Source organism: Devosia aquimaris, from assembly GCF_020169335.1.
Lineage (GTDB): Bacteria > Pseudomonadota > Alphaproteobacteria > Rhizobiales > Devosiaceae > Devosia > Devosia aquimaris.
The window spans coordinates 2,076,690-2,092,741 of sequence record NZ_JAIEZN010000001.1; the positions used below are offsets into that span (position 1 = coordinate 2,076,690).

General features: G+C 64.0%; 13 protein-coding genes and 1 tRNA gene. 11 read left to right on the forward strand and 3 right to left on the reverse strand.

Annotated elements, in window-relative coordinates; all coding sequences use genetic code 11:
- Positions 1-10 precede the first annotated feature (10 nt).
- A complete protein-coding gene (locus tag K1177_RS10000) occupies positions 11-760 on the forward strand; it encodes a gamma-glutamyl-gamma-aminobutyrate hydrolase family protein (protein WP_224703158.1) in 750 nt (249 codons plus the stop codon).
- A 17-nt stretch (positions 761-777) separates the two neighbouring features.
- Positions 778-2,205 (forward strand): aminobutyraldehyde dehydrogenase, encoded by a 1,428-nt coding sequence (locus K1177_RS10005; RefSeq protein ID WP_224703159.1) that lies wholly within the window; start codon positions 778-780, stop codon positions 2,203-2,205.
- A 33-nt stretch (positions 2,206-2,238) separates the two neighbouring features.
- Here the strand turns inward: K1177_RS10005 and K1177_RS10010 are convergent, their stop codons facing one another.
- Entirely contained in the window at positions 2,239-3,249 is a 1,011-nt protein-coding gene (locus K1177_RS10010; RefSeq protein ID WP_224703730.1) for a zinc-binding alcohol dehydrogenase family protein, read from the reverse strand.
- A gap of 147 nt (positions 3,250-3,396) precedes the next feature.
- Here K1177_RS10010 and K1177_RS10015 point away from each other — a divergent pair, with 147 nt between their 5' ends.
- The 6 genes from K1177_RS10015 to K1177_RS10040 all read left to right on the forward strand — a co-directional run bounded on the left by K1177_RS10015 (position 3,397) and on the right by K1177_RS10040 (position 11,224).
- Positions 3,397-4,287 carry a GntR family transcriptional regulator gene (locus K1177_RS10015; protein WP_224703160.1) on the forward strand — a complete coding sequence of 297 codons (891 nt, stop codon included), beginning with the start codon at positions 3,397-3,399 and terminating at the stop codon, positions 4,285-4,287.
- A 227-nt stretch (positions 4,288-4,514) separates the two neighbouring features.
- Complete coding sequence (locus K1177_RS10020; RefSeq protein ID WP_224703161.1) at positions 4,515-5,498, forward strand: ABC transporter substrate-binding protein; 984 nt, start codon at positions 4,515-4,517, stop codon at positions 5,496-5,498.
- Between the two features lie 114 nt (positions 5,499-5,612).
- Entirely contained in the window at positions 5,613-7,157 is a 1,545-nt protein-coding gene (locus tag K1177_RS10025) for a sugar ABC transporter ATP-binding protein (RefSeq protein WP_318153286.1), read from the forward strand.
- Positions 7,158-7,179: 22 nt separating this feature from the next.
- A complete protein-coding gene (locus K1177_RS10030; protein WP_224703162.1) occupies positions 7,180-8,148 on the forward strand; it encodes an ABC transporter permease in 969 nt (322 codons plus the stop codon).
- A 170-nt stretch (positions 8,149-8,318) separates the two neighbouring features.
- Entirely contained in the window at positions 8,319-8,729 is a 411-nt protein-coding gene (locus tag K1177_RS10035; RefSeq protein ID WP_396119906.1) for a DUF4260 domain-containing protein, read from the forward strand.
- A 518-nt stretch (positions 8,730-9,247) separates the two neighbouring features.
- Entirely contained in the window at positions 9,248-11,224 is a 1,977-nt protein-coding gene (locus K1177_RS10040) for a methyl-accepting chemotaxis protein (RefSeq protein ID WP_224703164.1), read from the forward strand.
- Between the two features lie 130 nt (positions 11,225-11,354).
- Here the strand turns inward: K1177_RS10040 and K1177_RS10045 are convergent.
- Together K1177_RS10045 and K1177_RS10050 are read right to left on the reverse strand one after the other, a co-directional pair.
- Positions 11,355-11,430, reverse strand: a tRNA-Ile gene (locus tag K1177_RS10045).
- 88 nt (positions 11,431-11,518) lie between these two features.
- Positions 11,519-12,268, reverse strand: a complete 750-nt coding sequence (locus tag K1177_RS10050) for a fumarylacetoacetate hydrolase family protein (protein WP_224703165.1) — start codon at positions 12,266-12,268, stop codon at positions 11,519-11,521.
- 219 nt (positions 12,269-12,487) lie between these two features.
- Between K1177_RS10050 and K1177_RS10055 the strand changes: the two genes are divergently transcribed.
- The 3 genes from K1177_RS10055 (at position 12,488) to pstC (ending at position 16,051) form a co-directional block, all read left to right on the forward strand.
- A complete protein-coding gene (locus K1177_RS10055) occupies positions 12,488-13,243 on the forward strand; it encodes an IclR family transcriptional regulator domain-containing protein (RefSeq protein ID WP_224703166.1) in 756 nt (251 codons plus the stop codon).
- A 357-nt stretch (positions 13,244-13,600) separates the two neighbouring features.
- Complete coding sequence (locus tag K1177_RS10060; RefSeq protein WP_224703167.1) at positions 13,601-14,611, forward strand: PstS family phosphate ABC transporter substrate-binding protein; 1,011 nt, start codon at positions 13,601-13,603, stop codon at positions 14,609-14,611.
- 60 nt (positions 14,612-14,671) lie between these two features.
- The gene (pstC, locus tag K1177_RS10065; protein ID WP_224703168.1) at positions 14,672-16,051 is read left to right on the forward strand and encodes a phosphate ABC transporter permease subunit PstC; all 1,380 of its coding nucleotides are present in this window, start codon (positions 14,672-14,674) and stop codon (positions 16,049-16,051) included.
- Position 16,052 lies beyond the last annotated feature (1 nt).

The window sequence follows — 16,052 nt, forward strand, 5'->3', positions numbered from 1 at the left end:
GGTTGTCCCGATGACTCAAACCCGCCCCGTGATAGGCGTCATGGCCTGCGCCCGCCAGGTTGAAGGCGAATCGGCGCAGACCGTAAAGCTCCGCTATCTGGAAGGTGTCAGCCGCTACGCCGATGCCGCGCCTGTCATCGTGCCCTCGTTCCAGGACCCAGCCAACGCTGCCGCCATCGTCGCCCGTATGGACGCTGTCCTGCTCACCGGCAGCAGCTCCAACATCGACCCTGCGCGCTACGCCTCGTCAGCCCCGGCCATGGCGCCCACCGACGCCGGTCGCGACGGTTTCAGCGCGGCGCTCGTCCAGGCCGCTGTCGCCGCCGGCAAGCCGGTATTCGGCATCTGCCGGGGCCTGCAGGAGATCAACGTGGCCTTTGGCGGCACTCTTCGCGACATGCGCGGCACAGCCGGCGCCACCACGCATCATGCGCCCGACGACGCCGATCTCGCCAACATGTTTGCCCATGCGCACGACATCGACGTCATCCCCGACAGCCCGCTCGCCCGCTACGCCGGCGCGCCCCGGCTGCGCGTCAACAGCGTCCATTTCCAGGCCATTGATCGCCTCGGCGATGGACTGACGCCGAATGCAACCTCGGCGGACGGCATAATCGAGGCCATCTCGGCGACACATAGCCGTGCTCCGGTGTTCGCCGTCCAGTGGCATCCGGAGTGGCAACCCGATGATCGGCCACATGATCTGGCCTTCTGGAATTTTCTGGGTCAGTCTGCGCGAACACCTTTTGTGCCTGCATGACCACCGGAGACACCACCATGATAGCCTTTGACACGCGACTGCTGATCGGTGGCGAGTCCGTGTCGGGCCAGGGCGACGTTGAAACAGCCTTCAACCCGGCTCTGGGTACGGTCATGGCCGAGGTCGCCTCGGCCAGCCCCGAACAGATCGACCAGGCGGTCCAGGCTGCCAACGCCGCCTACAAGGCCTGGTCGCGCTATACCCCGCGCGAGCGCAGCAAGGCCCTGCTCACTATCGCCGACCGCATTGAGGATCGCGCCGCCGACCTCGCCCTGATCGAGTCGCGCAATGCGGGAAAGCCCCTGCGTTTTGTCGAAGCGGGCGAGCTGGCCAATGTCGCCGACGTCTTCCGTTTTTTTGCCACCGCCGTGCGCAACATGCCCGCACCGGCCGCCGGCAACTACCGCTCGGCACGTCACACCAGCCTTGTGCGGCGCGACCCCATTGGCGTCATCGCCCAGATTGCGCCGTGGAACTATCCGCTGCTCATGGCCGCCTGGAAGATCGCCCCGGCGATCGCCGCCGGCAATGCGGTCGTCATCAAGCCCTCCGAGATGACACCCCTGAGCCTGATCGCGCTTGGTGAAATCTTCTCCGAGGTCCTGCCACCCGGCGTGGTCAACATTGTCTGCGGCAATGGCCCCGACGTCGGGCGCCAACTGATCTCGCACGATCTTGTGCGCATGATTTCGCTCACCGGCGACATCCGCACCGGCCGCGCCGTGCTGGAGGCTGCCGCCGGCCCCATGATCAAGCGCACCCATCTCGAGCTGGGCGGCAAGGCCCCGGTCATCGTCTGCAACGACGCCGATCTCGACAAGCTCGTGGAAACGCTGCGCGAAGCCAGCTTCTACAATGCCGGCCAGGATTGCACGGCGGCGTGCCGCATCTTCGTTCAGTCCGGCGTCGCCCAGGCGCTCACCGACCGCCTCGAAGCGCTGACAGGCCAGCTCACCTATGGCCAGCCGGACCGCAATGACGTCGAGTTCGGCCCGGTCATCAGCGCCCGCCAGCAAGAGCGTGTCACCGGCTTCATCGACCGTGCCCGCGCCGCCGGTGCCGATGTCATGCAGCCCAGCGTCACCGAGACTGCAGGCTTCTTCGTCGCCCCCGCGCTGGTGGTCGCGCCCATCGAGGCCGAGATCGTGCAAAAGGAAGTCTTCGGTCCCGTCGTCAGCCTCACCCCGTTCGACGATGTCCAGACCGCCATCGACTGGGCCAATGCCTCCGAATATGGCCTGGGATCATCGGTGTGGTCCCGCCAGACCGATGCCGCCATCGAGATCGCCAATGCGCTCGAATATGGCGTCACCTGGATCAATACCCATGGCGTCATGGCCACCGAAATGCCCCATGGTGGCATGAAGAATTCCGGCTATGGCTCGGACCTCTCGATGCAGTCGCTGATCGACTACACCCAGATCCGCCATCTCATGCTGGGGTGACGGACCCTCTGGGCCCGCCCCATCCAGCGCGGCTCAAGCGATTTCGATAACGGCCTTGATCAGCCCGCTCTTCTGCGTGGCCCAGCGCGGCAGGTCATTCACCGCGCCCGCCAGGCTGGTGCGATGGGTGATGATCTTGTCGATCGGCACCTGCCCGTTGCGGATGGCCGCAATCACCCGCTCGAAATCCACCGAGGTGGCGTTGCGGCTGCCAAAGATCGACATTTCCTTGCGGTGGAAGTCGCTATCCACAAAGGTGATGTCGCCCTTGACCACGCTCACCAGCACATAGCGCCCGCCATGGGCGACGAAGTCGAAGCCCTTTTCGATCGAGCCCTGGTTGCCCGTGGCGTCGAACACCACGTCAAAGCCCTCGCCATCCGTCGCGGCCGCCACCTGCGCATCCACGCTATCATCGGCAGTGATTGTGCCGGCGATGTCGAACAGGTCGCGGGCAGCCGCCAGCCGCTCGGTGTCGCGGTCCATCACCGTCACCTTGGCGCCCGAAAGGCTTGCGAACAGCACGGCGCCAAAGCCGATCGGTCCGGCGCCGATCACCAAAACCCGGTCCTGCGCCTCAAGGCTGGCCCGACGCACAGCATGGGCGCCGATGGCCAGGAACTCAACAGTCGCGCAGGCGTCCGCCGACAGCCCCTCGGCGCGCACCAGGTTCTGCGGCGGCAGTGAGATGAACTCGGCCATGCCGCCATCGCGGTGCACACCCAGCACCGAGATCTTGGTGCAACAGTTCGGCTTGCCGCGGCGGCAGGCGATGCACGTGCCACACGACAGATAGGGATTCACCACCACCACTTCGCCGGCCTTGAAGTCGCTCTCGCCCGGCTCCACCACTTCCACAGCCAGTTCATGGCCCATCACCCGCGGATAGGCCAGAAACGGATGCTTGCCTTCGTAGATATGATAGTCGGTGCCGCAGATGCCCACGCGACGCGGCCGCACCAGCACTTCCCCTGCTGCACGCTCCGCCTTTGGGCGCTCGATCACGCTCAACTTGCCGGGTTCTGAACAGATCAGAGCGCTCATCGCAGTCATGGTCACTTTTCCTGGTTGGGCTGTCATTCACGGGCCCGCCTTGCCGACGGGGTCGATCACCTGCGCGAGACAAAGCGTCTGGACAATGCGCCGTCAAATTGTTTTTTATCGATAAGCGAAAACAGGAGCGACGACACGGTGAAGAGCGATACGGTCTTCAAGCAGGCCTTCAACCAGACGCTTGACCTGCTCAGCGCCGCCGGTACAGGCGCCCCCCTGCCCTCCGAAAACGCCCTCAGCGCCGATCTCGGCGTCAGTCGCACCACCGTGCGCAAGGTGCTGGCCCGACTGTCCGAGCGCGGCTACGTCGCCGGCCAGGGGCGCAACCGCGTCATCGCCAGCGCGGTGCCCGACGGCGCCCATTTCCCGCATCCGGAAACCGTCGCCACGGCCAAGCAGGTCGAGGTCCACTTCATGGAATGGATGCTGCGTGGCCAGGCCCAGCCCGGCACCCAGATCAACGAACTTGAACTGGCCCGCGCCTTTGGCGTCGGCACCACCGGCATCCGCGAATTCCTCAACCGTTTCCGTCGCTTCGGCCTGATCGCCAAGCGTCCCAACGCGGGCTGGGTGTTCATGGGCTTCACCCGGGAATTTGCCATGGAACTGTTCGAAATCCGGGAAATGTTCGAACTGCGCTCGGCCCGCGCCCTGGCGCAATTGCCCGACAGCGCCGCGATCTGGCCCCGCCTGCGCGCCATCGAGCGGCAGCATCGCGACCTGCTGCGCGACATCGACGAGCGCTATCAGGACTTCTCGGACCTCGACAACCGCTTCCACCGACTCATCAACGCGGCCGCGCCAAACCGCTTCATCGATGATTTCTACGACATCATCACGCTCATCTTTCACTACCACTACCAGTGGAACAAGCATGACGAACGGGCGCGCAACGAGATCGCCATCCACGAACATCTGGCCTACATCCAGGCTCTGCTGACCCGTGACCTGCCACGTGTGCAGGCCGCCTGCACGCTGCATCTGGCCTCCGCCCGCGCAACCATGCTGGCCACCTTCGAGGCGGCGTGATCGGCCGCGTCGGCCTCTCGCCATCGTGCACGAATTATGCAAAATGCTCCTTGACGGAACTTAATATAGAATGTCTGATCCGCCATAAGCAAAAACAGATCAGATATTCCCGATCTGTTTACTCTGCATAAAAAACATTTTGCAGGCTGCTTGAGACGTGCATAATTGAAGCGCGCGCCGACGGGCAAACAATGTCCGCACCCCGCGCACAAAGGGAGAGAAGAACCATGAATTTCAGCAAGTTGAATCGCCGCGCCGTGATGGGACTGTCTGCAGTCGCACTGGCAGCAGGCATGCTCGGCGTGTCGCCGTCCTCTGCGCAGGACGTTACAATTCCGATCATCGTCAAGGACACCACGTCCTTCTATTGGCAGATCGTTCTGGCGGGCGCCCGCGCCGCCGGCAAGGATCTTGGCGTCAACGTTCCCGAACTGGGCGCCCAGGCCGAAACCGACATCAATGGTCAGATCTCGATCCTCGAGAACGCCGTTGCCGGCAAGCCTGCCGCTGTGGTGATCGCCCCCACCGAAAAGTCGGCTCTCGGGGCGCCGATCACCGAAGCTGCCAACTCCGTGCCGATCATCGGCATCGACTCCTCGGCTGACTCCACGGCCTTCACCTCCTTCCTGACCACGGACAACGTCCAGGGCGGCCGCATTGCTGCCGATGGCCTGGTTGCCGCCATCAAGGCTGCGACCGGCAAGGAAGAAGGCGAAGTGGCGCTGATCACCTCTGTGCCCAATGCCGGCTCGCTGGAAGAGCGCAAGCAGGGCTTCGTCGAGCAACTCGCCAAGTACCCCGGCATCACGCTGGTCGCTGACAAATATGCCGATGGTCAGGCCGCAACCGGCCTCAACATCACCACCGACCTGCTGACCGCCAATCCCAACCTGGTCGGCATCTTCGCCTCCAACCTGATCATGGCCCAGGGCGCTGGTCAGGCCCTCGCTGAAAACGGCGTTGCCGACAAGGTCTCGCTGATCGGCTTCGACAGCGACGAGAAGCTGGTTGGCTTCCTCAAGGACGGCACCATCGACGGCCTGGTCGTTCAGGACCCCTACCGCATGGGCTACGACGGCATCAAGACGGCGCTCGCTGCTTCCGAGGGCGAGACGGTCGAAGCCTTCGTCGACACCGGCGCAAACCTGATCACCACCGCCAATATGGACGACGCCCGCAGCCAGGAACTGTTGAACCCCAAGGTCAACTAAGGCCGCTGGCCGGGATGCGGAGCGGATTGACGCCACTTCGCATCCCGGTTCCAATCACGTCGCGACGGCCAGGCACAAGGGCCGCGCGACACTGACATGGCGGGGGGATCAACCGTGACTGAACTTTCTTCGGGCGCCGCAGCGCATGGCGGCAGCCCCGGCGCATCGTCCGCAACCGACGCTCAGCCCATTCTTGAACTGCGCGAGCTGGAGAAGCGCTACGGCTTCATCCAGGCCCTCAAGCCCGCCTCGCTGGCCTTTCGCCGCGGCGAGATCCACGCCATCGTTGGCGAGAACGGCGCCGGCAAATCCACCCTGATCAAGCTGCTGACTGGCGTTATCCGGCGCACCGGCGGCAAGATCGTCTGGAACGGCAGAGAGGTCGAGCTCGCCACGCCCAATGAGGCCATTGCCCACGGCATCAACGCCGTGCACCAGGAAGTGGTGCTCTGCCGCCACCTCACCGTGGCCGCCAATATTTTCCTCGGCGACGAGACCGTCAAATTCGGCCTGCTGCAGACACGCGACATGAACCGCGCCGCGCAGAAGATCCTCGACGATATCGGCTTCAACCTGCCCGCAGACGCCCTGCTCGGCTCGCTCACCATCGGCCAGCAGCAATTGGTCGCCACGGCCCGCGCCTCGCTGCGCGGCACCAGGTTCATCATCTTTGACGAGCCGACCGCCTATCTCACCCGCTCGGAAGCGGCGCAGCTGTTTGCGCTGATCCGCCGGCTCAAGGAAGAAGGCGTCACCATCGTCTATATCAGCCATCGCATGGAGGAAGTCTTCGAGCTGGCTGATCGCGTGACCGTGCTGCGGGACGGCACATTGGTGGGCACGCGCAACATTGCCGAAACCAACGATGCCGAGCTGGTCGCCATGATGATCAACCGCTCGCTCGAGCAGATCTACCACAAGGAAACCATTCCCTTCGGCAAGGTCCTGCTCGAAACCCGCAATCTCAGCGGCAAGGGTTTCAATGATGTCTCGATCACGGTGCGTGCTGGTGAAATCGTTGGCCTCTATGGGCTGATCGGTGCCGGCCGCAGCGAGTTCGCCCTCAGCGTCTTCGGCCGCAATCCCAGAACGTCGGGCGAGATCGCCTGGCACGGCAAGGTGGTCGACATGCGCAACGAGCGCACCGCCATCGACCTGGGTATTGCCCTGGCCCCCGAGAGCCGCCGCGACCAGGGGCTCAATCTCAACCTGCCCATTGGCCTCAACATCAACCTGCCGGTCTATGACCAGATCAACAGCGGCATCGTGGTCAATGCCGGCGAGGAAAAGCGCCGCGCCGACCAGCAGATCAAGGATCTGGGCATCAAGACCCCGTCGCGCAATTCGCTGGCCTCCTCCATGTCCGGCGGCAACCAGCAGAAGATCGTCATCGGCAAATGGCTCAACCATGGCGCCGAGCTCTTCATCTTCGACGAGCCCACTGTTGGCGTCGACGTCGGCACCAAGGCCGAGATCTATCGCCTGTTTGCGCAACTGCTCAAGAATGGCGCCGGCATCATCCTGATCTCGTCATACCTGCCCGAGGTTTATGAGCTGGCCGATACGCTGCACGTCTTCCGCGACGGGCATCTGGTGGGCAGTCAGGCCTACCGTGAAAAATCGCACGAAGACATCCTCGCCGAGGCCATCGGCGTCTGAACGCCCCAGACTGGAGACAACAATGACCACCGAAGTCACGCCAACGAGCGTTGCCCCCAAGAGGAACTTCAACTTCCTGTTCGCGCTCACCCTGGTGGGCCTGCTGCTGCTGCTGTGCATCGTGCTCTCGATCGCCACGCCCAGCTTTGCCACCGGCAACAATATCTCGAACCTGCTGCGCCAGGGCTCGATGATCGCCATCCTGGCCATCGGTCAGACCTTCGTCATCATCACTGCCGGCATCGATCTGTCCGTGGGCGCCGTCGTCGGCTTCTCCACCGTTGTCATCGCCGGCCTGCTGCAGGCGGGCGTCCCCATCCCCATTGCCATTGTCATCACCCTGGCAGTGGGCCTGGCCATCGGCTGCTTCCACGCCTTCGGCATCGTCAAGATGGGCCTGCCGCCCTTCATCATCACCCTGGCGACGCTGACGTCGCTGCGCGGCATTGGCCTTTTGATCACCAATGGCTCGACTATCAACATCACCAACGAGGCCTTCACCCTCTTCTCGCGCGAGAGCTTCCTGGGCATCCCCAACCTGTTCTGGATGGTGGTGATCGTGGCCATCCCGGCCTTCATCTTCCTGCACCTGTCCAAATGGGGCCGCTATCTCTATGCCGTCGGCTCCAATCCGGAGGCCGCCCGCCTGTCCGGCGTCTCGGTGCCCAAGATGATCTTCATCGCCTATGGCCTGTCCTCCATGTTCGCCGCCTTTGTCGGCATCATGCTGGCGGCCCGCCTGGGCGTCGGCAATGCCACCCAGGGCGACGGCTGGGAACTGCAGGCCATCGCCTCGACCGTTATCGGCGGCACCTCGCTGTTCGGCGCCATCGGCTCGGTGCATGGGCCCCTGATCGGCGCCTTCATCCTGGCGACCATTGCCAATGGCGCCAACCTGCTCAACGTCAACTCCTTCTGGCAGCGCATCATCACCGGCGTGCTGATCATCGTCATCGTCTTCTTCGACCAGTTGCGCCGACGCAGCCGCTGACCTCGGCCACCCCGAATTGATCAATGGCACCCGGTTCGCCGCCGGGTGCCATTCGCTTTTGAATAGCCTCCATACGGCCTTGGCCAATTTGGTCCGGCCCCACCCTGCGCTACATCGGCATCACCCCAGCGCAATCGCTGCGCTTCGTCACTCATCCTGGGATGCCCGCCATGTCCAACACCGTTTCCGCCCCGCTTGCCACCAATGGCGCCGTCACCGGCGGCGTCCGCAGCCTCCTGCGCCTTGAGGGCCTGTCCATCTTCGCCGCCGCCACCACCGCCTTTGTCCTCTCGGGCGGCAATCTCTGGCTCTTTGCCGCATTGTTCTTCGTGCCCGATCTGTCCTTTGTCTTCTACACAGCAGGCCCGCGCCTTGGCGGCCTGGCCTATAATGCCGTGCATAGCTACGCCACCGCCCTCGCGCTGGGCGCCATCGGCTGGTTCTCGGGCACGCCCCTCGCCTGGCAGCTTGCTCTGATCCTGGCCGCCCATGCCGGCTTCGACCGCGCCATGGGCTATGGGCTGAAATACGTCACCGCGTTCAACCAGACCCACCTCGGTCGCATCGGTCGCGACAAATAGCGCGACGCCGTTCCGCAGCTGCCCGGCTGCAGCTCGCATTTGCCGCAATTAGTGGCCCGCGCCCAATACCTGCGTCGGCTGAATTAATGCCGCCGCAGAACATCGTCACCAGATCAGGCGAACGAAGATCTGCGGCGGCCCAGAATCCAATTTCCCGGCAAAACAAGAACTTTCTCATCTACACGCACCGCACGCTGCCGTTCCGATCCGCGTTAAGCTTTGGCCGGATTGAAACTATTTAGCCGCAATTCATCAAGAATCATCGCCAGACAGTTCTAGCCCGCATTCAACTACGCGCCTGGCAATTTTATCTTTCCGTCTGATGTAACAGGCGACTTCTAGACAGCACAGTCAACGCAATCTCACACAAGTAAATTAGTTAATTCGTTGATGGAATTTAAACGACTTGAACCTAGCGTGCCGACAAACGGCACTACGAGATAGGTTGACTGAATATGGGGCTTGCGAACGTCAAGATACGGACCAAGGTGTTCTTGGTCGCGGGGGCGCCGACCGTGATGGCGATGGTTGTTGGCGGCATTGCGCTCTGGAGCTTCGCCCAGACCGAGCAGAGCGCCAAGTGGGTGGACCACACGACACTGGTCCTGGAATCCGCCAGCGGCATTGTCTCGGCCGCAGTGAATATGGAAACCGGCATGCGCGGTTTCGCCATTGCTGGCGAGGATGAATTCCTGGAGCCCTATATCGCCGGCCAGCAGGTCTTCGCCGAGGAAATGGCCAAGCTGCAGCAGACGGTCAGCGACAACCCGCCCCAGGTCGCGCGCCTCAAGGAAGCGCAATCGGTATTGATGGACTGGCAGACAAAAGTCGCTGAGGCCGAAATTGCCATCCGCCGCACCGTCGGCACCACCAGCACCATGGATGACGTCGTCAAGTTTTCCGCCAATGCCGGCGGCAAGGCCTTCTTCGACAAGTTCCGTGGCATCATGACGGAATTTTCCGACATTGAAGCCGGCCTGATGGAAACCCGCGTGGCCGCCTCGCTGGCCGCCCAATCCACGGCCGTCTGGTCCGTGGTGGGTGGCATGGTGCTGGCCCTGGTCGGCGGCATCGCTGCGGCGCTCCTGGTCGGCTCGGGCATTTCCGGTCCCATCGGTCGCCTCACCCAGGCCATGCGCAAGATCGCCGAGGGCGATTTCACCACCGAGGTCGAGGGCGAGAACCGCAAGGACGAAGTCGGCGCCATGGCCAAGGCCACGCTGGTGTTCCGCGACAATGGTCTGCGCATTGCCCAGATGACGCAGGAAGAGGCCCGACGCCTGGTCACCGACAAGGAAAACCGCGCCAAGATGATGGCCGAGCTGCAGCACGCCTTTGGCACCGTGGTCGATGCCGCCATCGCCGGCGACTTTTCCAAGCGCGTCGAGGCCAACTTCCCCGATGCCGAGCTGAACGGCCTGGCCGGCGGCGTCAATTCGCTGGTGGAAACCGTTGACGGCGGCCTGTCCGAAACCAGCGCCGTGCTGGCCGACATTGCCGAGGCCAACCTGACCAGCCGCGTCCGCGGCCAGTATCAGGGCGCCTTCAACCGCCTCAAGAACGACACCAATGCCGTCGCCGACAAGCTCAGCGAGATCGTCGGCCAGTTGCGCCACACCTCCACCTCGCTCAAGCAGGCCACCGGCGAAATCCTCTCCGGTGCCAACGATCTGGCCGAGCGCACCACCAAGCAGGCTGCCGCCATCGAGGAGACCAGCGCCTCCATGGAACAGCTCGCCACCACCGTGGTCGAAAATGCCCGCCGTGCCGAATCCGCCAGCGATACCGCCCAGGGCGTCTCGCAGATGGCCGAAGAGGCGGGCGACGTCATGCGCCAGTCCAACGACGCCATGGAGCGCATCTCGACCTCATCGTCCAAGATCTCCAACATCATCGGCCTGATCGACGATATCGCCTTCCAGACCAATCTGCTGGCGCTCAACGCTTCTGTTGAAGCGGCCCGCGCCGGCGATGCCGGCAAGGGTTTTGCCGTGGTGGCCGTCGAAGTCCGTCGCCTGGCCCAATCCGCGGCCAGTGCCTCGGCCGAGGTCAAGGCGCTCATCGAGCAGTCAGCCAGCGAAGTCTCCGGCGGCGCCCGCCTGGTGGCTGCAGCGACCGACAAGCTCAATCAGATGCTGACCGGCGTCAAGGAAAGCGCCAGCCTCATCACCGCCATCTCGGCAGCCAGCCGCGAGCAGTCCTCGTCCATCTCCGAGGTCTCCACGGCCATTCGCCAGATGGACGAGATGACCCAGCACAATGCAGCCCTGGTGGAGGAAACCAACGCCGCCATCGAGCAGACCGAGGGCCAGGCCACCGAGCTGGACCGGATTGTGGAAGTCTTCGTCATCGACCAGCGTGGCGCCTCAACGCAGCGTTCGGCCCCGGCCGCAAAGCCCGCCCCCGCTCCTGCCCCGGCGCAGCGCGCCGCCGCCCGCTACGGCGTCCATGGCAACGCCGCCCTCAAGATCGAGAAAGACTGGGCCGAATTCTAGGCCGGACCCAATCCAGCATCGCACGGGGCAGCCTCCCAACGGCTGCCCCATTGCATTCCAGGACACCAGCAAGCGCCGCACCGACGCAACGATCGGAGCCATGACGTGACTGCTGTAGTGCTGAAAGAAGTGGTGGGCCCACCAGGACTCGAACCTGGAACCAGACCGTTATGAGCGGTCGGCTCTAACCATTGAGCTATAGGCCCCTCGTGCCGCATGCGGACGATCGTTCGGCTGGTAGCATGCGCCTGCTGCGCCGGTCAAATGGCCCGGCGGGGGCTACATGCCCAGCGCTTATTCAAGGTCCAGCACCACCTCGGGCAGGCCCGCAACTGTGCCCACGATCTGGTGGCTGGCCACGGCCGGATGCTTGAGCCGCGCACCGGTGATCAGCACATCCCCGGCCTTGAGCCCGTGCCCGCGCGCATTGGCCATATTGGCGATATAGGCCACCGCAGCGGCGATCTGCGCCCAGCTGGCGCCCGTATCAGTGCGCTCCACCACCTTGCCACCATAGCTGAGCTCTGCAGATAGCGCCGCGAAGTCGGTGTCAGTCGCAAGCGGCACGCCTTCGCCGACAATGACCGCGGCATTGCTCTGCAGATCGGCCATCTTGAGCAGGTGTGGCGCGTTCATGGCCGGCGCAAACGAGCTGGCGCACATCTCGAGCACCGCATGCACGCTGCCAATCGCTGCCACCGCCTCGTCCGTGGAATAAGGTGCAGTGCGAACCGGCAATGCCGTCGCCAGCCGCACTGCCACTTCAACCTCCGTCAGATGGATCAGCAATCTGGAACGGTCGAGCCGCACGCCACTCTGGTAAAAGCGCGACGCCGGGATGGGCGAGCAGATCGGCGCCGGATCATCCCCCGCCAGCACCTTCCAGCCACCGATGGCGCCTTCGCGCCGCATCACCGCGTCCTGCACCACATAGGCAGCATCCAGGCTCTGCGGGATCCACGCGCCCGGCACAGTCTCGATCTGCCGGCTATCGCGCCGCGCCGCAAACAGTGCCTCTGCGCTCGCCTCGACTGTCTCGTTCATTCAAATCCTCGCCCGTTCGGCCGCCGGCCGGCCCTGCTGGTTCACACTGTGGCCGAGGTCGGACGCGTCGGGCAAGCTGGCCAGGGCCCATTCCGTCCACCGGCGCCCATACCCGCCCTTGTTTCCGCCCGGCCCGCCATTGTCGCACCGCGCCCAGCTGTCTAGTGTGCGCTCAGCGCCCATGCGTCGGCATGCGCACAACCGGTCTGGCGAGGCACCATGCGCGAGGGCGACATCATCAATGGCCTGGTCAAGGGCCTGGCGGTCATCGAGTGTTTCGATGAGGAACATGCCAGTCTCTCGATCACCGACGTCGCGCGCCGCACCGGCCTCGAACGCGCCACGGCCCGCCGCTGCCTGCTGACCCTCACCCACCTGGGCTATGCCAGCTATGACGGCAAGTTCTTCAGGCTGACCCCGCGCATTCTCAATCTGGGCCATTCCTATCTCGCTGCCACGCCCCTGCCCCGCCTGATCCAGCCCTTCCTCGACGATCTGTCCGCCCAGGTGCATGAATCCTCCTCGGCAGCGGTGCTCGACAACACCGAGATCCTCTATATCGCCCGCGCCTCCCATCGCCGCGTCATGTCGATCAACCTCGGCGCGGGCGCCCACCTGCCCGCCTATTGCACCTCGATGGGGCGCATCATGCTTGCCGCCCTGCCCGCCCAGGCCGCCGCCGATATCCTCCAGCGCTCCGATCTCATCGCCTATACCAGCAAGACCAAGGCCGACATGGGCTCCATCACCACCGAACTGGCTGTCGTCGCCGCACAGGGCTTTGCCGTCATCGATGAGGAACTCGAGCTGGGTCTGTGCTCCATCGCGGTGCCGCTGCTCAACATGCAGGGCCACACCGTCGCCGCCCTCAACATCGGGGCCCAGACGGCTCGCGCCTCCACCTCGCATATGATTGCCCATTTCCTGCCGCTCATGCGCAAGGTTCAGGCCGAGCTGAGGCCCCTGCTGCGCTGACATCAGCACCGGCACCATCGCATGGCTGTCACACTGGCGCGCTATCCAGACCTGCGCCAGCAGACTTGCCTGGCCCCTCGCCGGGGCGCCGCTGCCTGCGCCCAGACCGTGCGGATCGAGTCTGCAGCCTTTGTGACGCCGCCTGTCATCTGCCGTCACAAAGACCCCTGCGCCAACGGTTACTCTCCGTTTTCACCATATAAAACAACGCATTAACCTGTCACAAACGCGTCATTGAAACGCAATAAAACCGTCGTGCGGCGCCAATATGGTCGGGCTCGTCAAAGGGCGGCTCCGGGGAATGACCTTCCGGATTGGCCAGCCAGGTTTGAACTGAATTCCGAAAGGGAACTCCCCATGAAGTCTGCACTTTTCGCCAGTGCTGCCGTGATCGCGCTCGCCGCGTTCGGCACTCCCGTTGCGTTCGCTCAGTCGCGCGACACCATCCAGATCGCTGGCTCCTCCACGGTGCTGCCCTTCGCTTCCATCGTCGCTGAAGAATTCGGCGCCGCCTTCCCAGAGTTCAAGACTCCGGTCGTGGGTTCCGGCGGCACCGGCGGCGGCCTGAAGCAGTTCTGCGAAGGCGTTGGCGAAAACACCATCGACATCGCCAATGCTTCGCGTCCGATGAAGGACAGCGAAAAGGAAGCCTGCACCGCCGCTGGCGTCACCGACGTCCGTGAAATCCAGTTCGGCTTCGACGGCATCGTGTTTGCCTCGGCCTCGACCGGCCCCGACTTCGCCCTGACCCCGATCCAGATCTACAAGGCCATCGCGGCCCAGGTTCCGGTCGATGGCAAGCTCGTCGACAATCCCTACACCAAGTGGTCCGAGATCGACGCTTCGCTGCCCGAGCAGGACATCGCCCTGGCGATCCCCGGTTCCAACCACGGCACCCGCGAAGTCTTCGAGGAAAAGGTTGTGCACGTTGGCTGTGAAGAAGCCGGCCTGCCTGCCGACGCTCCGGAAGATGCCTGCACCACCTTCCGTCAGGACGTGGTTGTCGAGATCGCCGGTGACTACACCGAGACCCTGGCCCGCCTGAACTCGAACCCCGCCACCGTTGGCGTGTTCGGCCTGTCCTTCTACGACCAGAACAAGGACACCCTCAAGGTTGCCACCATCAATGGTGTCGTTCCCTCCCTCGAGAGCGTTGCCGCCGGCGAATATCCGGTGTCGCGTCCCCTGTTCTTCTACGTCAAGGGCCAGCACATCGGTGTGATCCCCGGCATCGAAGAATATGTCCAGTTCTTCCTCTCCGACGCCATCTCGGGCTCGGGCGGTTCGCTCGAAGCCGCTGGCCTGATCCCGCAGCCGGCTGACAAGACCGCTGAAGTTCTCGCCGCTTTCGAAGCCGGCGCGAAGTAAGACACTGTTTGGGCCGCGCCTCTGGCGCGGCCCATTTCCCGTTGGCGAGGGCGCGCAACCATGAATTCCCTGATCATTGCCGGCATGCTGCTTGTTCTGCTGGGCCTGGCATATCAGTCCGGCTGGTCCCGCAGCCGCGGCCTGGCCACCACCACGGGCGTCAAGGTTCACTCCCGCCCGCAATACCACGGCTCCTACGTCGCCATCTGGGCCATGCTGCCCGCCCTTGCCATTCTGGCACTCTGGGGCTGGTTCGGCGATGGCATCACCGCCAACTACATCACCGGCCAGATTCCGGCCGACGTTCTCTCCGGGCTCGATCCGGTTGCGCTCAATGCCACCATCGCCCGTATCCGCTCCCTGGCCTCCGGCTATGGCGTTGCCGGCGACGTACAGCCCTTTGAACAGGCTGCTGCCGATGCGCTGCGCTCGTTCCAGTTCATCACCTTCGTTGTCGTCACCGTGCTCGCTGCCGTCGCCGGCATTGCCGCGCTGCTCTATGCGCGCAGCCAGATCACGGCGCGCCTGCGGGCCCGCAATGCCGTCGAGCGCGTCGTCAATGTCGTGCTGATCGCCTGCTCGGCCGTCGCCATCCTCACCACCGTTGGCATCGTCGCCTCGCTGCTGACCGAAGCCATCCACTTCTTCTCCTTCGTCAGCCCGATCGACTTCTTCTTCGGCACTGTGTGGAACCCCAGCTTCTCGTCCACCGACACCGGCGCCCATGGCCAGTATGGCCTGCTGCCGCTGCTGGCCGGCACGCTGATGATCACCGTCATCGCCATGCTGGTCGCCGTCCCGGTGGGCCTGATGGCCGCCATCTATCTCAGCCAATATGCCCATCCGCGCCTGCGCGCCGTGGCCAAGCCGGTCATCGAAGTGCTCGCCGGCATCCCCACCATCGTCTTCGGCTTCTTCGCCCTGGTGACTGTGGGTCCCTTCCTGCGCGACTTCGGCAACCTGATCGGCCTCGACATCAAGGCCACCAGCGCGCTGACCGCCGGCGTGGTCATGGGCATCATGATCATTCCCTTCGTGTCCTCGCTCAGCGACGACATTCTCAACCAGGTGCCGCGCTCGCTGCGCGATGGCGCCTATGGCCTGGGCGCCACCAAGTCGGAGACCATCCGAAATGTGCTGCTGCCCGCCGCCCTGCCCGGCATTGTCGGCGCCTTCCTGCTGGCCGTCAGCCGCGCCGTGGGTGAAACCATGATCGTGGTGCTCGCTGCCGGCAACAGCCCGGTGCTGCGCGGCAACCCCTTCGAACCGGTGGCCACCATCACCGTCTCCATCGTCAACCAGCTCACCGGCGACAGCGACTTCGCCGGGCCGCAGTCCCTGGTTGCCTTCGCCCTGGGCCTGACGCTCTTCGTCATCACCCTGTGCCTGAACATCTTCGCCCTCTACATTGTCCGTCGCTTCCGGGAGCAGTACGAATAAT

Excerpts from the sequence above, each read along its gene's own strand:
- K1177_RS10010 (WP_224703730.1), bottom strand. The coding sequence starts at position 3,249 with ATGAGCGCTCTGATCTGTTCAGAACCCGGCAAGTTGAGCGTGATCGAG.
- K1177_RS10030 (WP_224703162.1), top strand. The coding sequence starts at position 7,180 with ATGACCACCGAAGTCACGCCAACGAGCGTTGCCCCCAAGAGGAACTTC.
- K1177_RS10000 (WP_224703158.1), top strand. The coding sequence starts at position 11 with ATGACTCAAACCCGCCCCGTGATAGGCGTCATGGCCTGCGCCCGCCAG.
- K1177_RS10020 (WP_224703161.1), top strand. The coding sequence starts at position 4,515 with ATGAATTTCAGCAAGTTGAATCGCCGCGCCGTGATGGGACTGTCTGCA.
- K1177_RS10040 (WP_224703164.1), top strand. The coding sequence starts at position 9,248 with ATGGCGATGGTTGTTGGCGGCATTGCGCTCTGGAGCTTCGCCCAGACC.
- pstC (WP_224703168.1), top strand. The coding sequence starts at position 14,672 with ATGAATTCCCTGATCATTGCCGGCATGCTGCTTGTTCTGCTGGGCCTG.
- K1177_RS10035 (WP_396119906.1), top strand. The coding sequence starts at position 8,319 with ATGTCCAACACCGTTTCCGCCCCGCTTGCCACCAATGGCGCCGTCACC.
- K1177_RS10050 (WP_224703165.1), bottom strand. The coding sequence starts at position 12,268 with ATGAACGAGACAGTCGAGGCGAGCGCAGAGGCACTGTTTGCGGCGCGG.
- K1177_RS10060 (WP_224703167.1), top strand. The coding sequence starts at position 13,601 with ATGAAGTCTGCACTTTTCGCCAGTGCTGCCGTGATCGCGCTCGCCGCG.
- K1177_RS10055 (WP_224703166.1), top strand. The coding sequence starts at position 12,488 with ATGCGCGAGGGCGACATCATCAATGGCCTGGTCAAGGGCCTGGCGGTC.
- K1177_RS10005 (WP_224703159.1), top strand. The coding sequence starts at position 778 with ATGATAGCCTTTGACACGCGACTGCTGATCGGTGGCGAGTCCGTGTCG.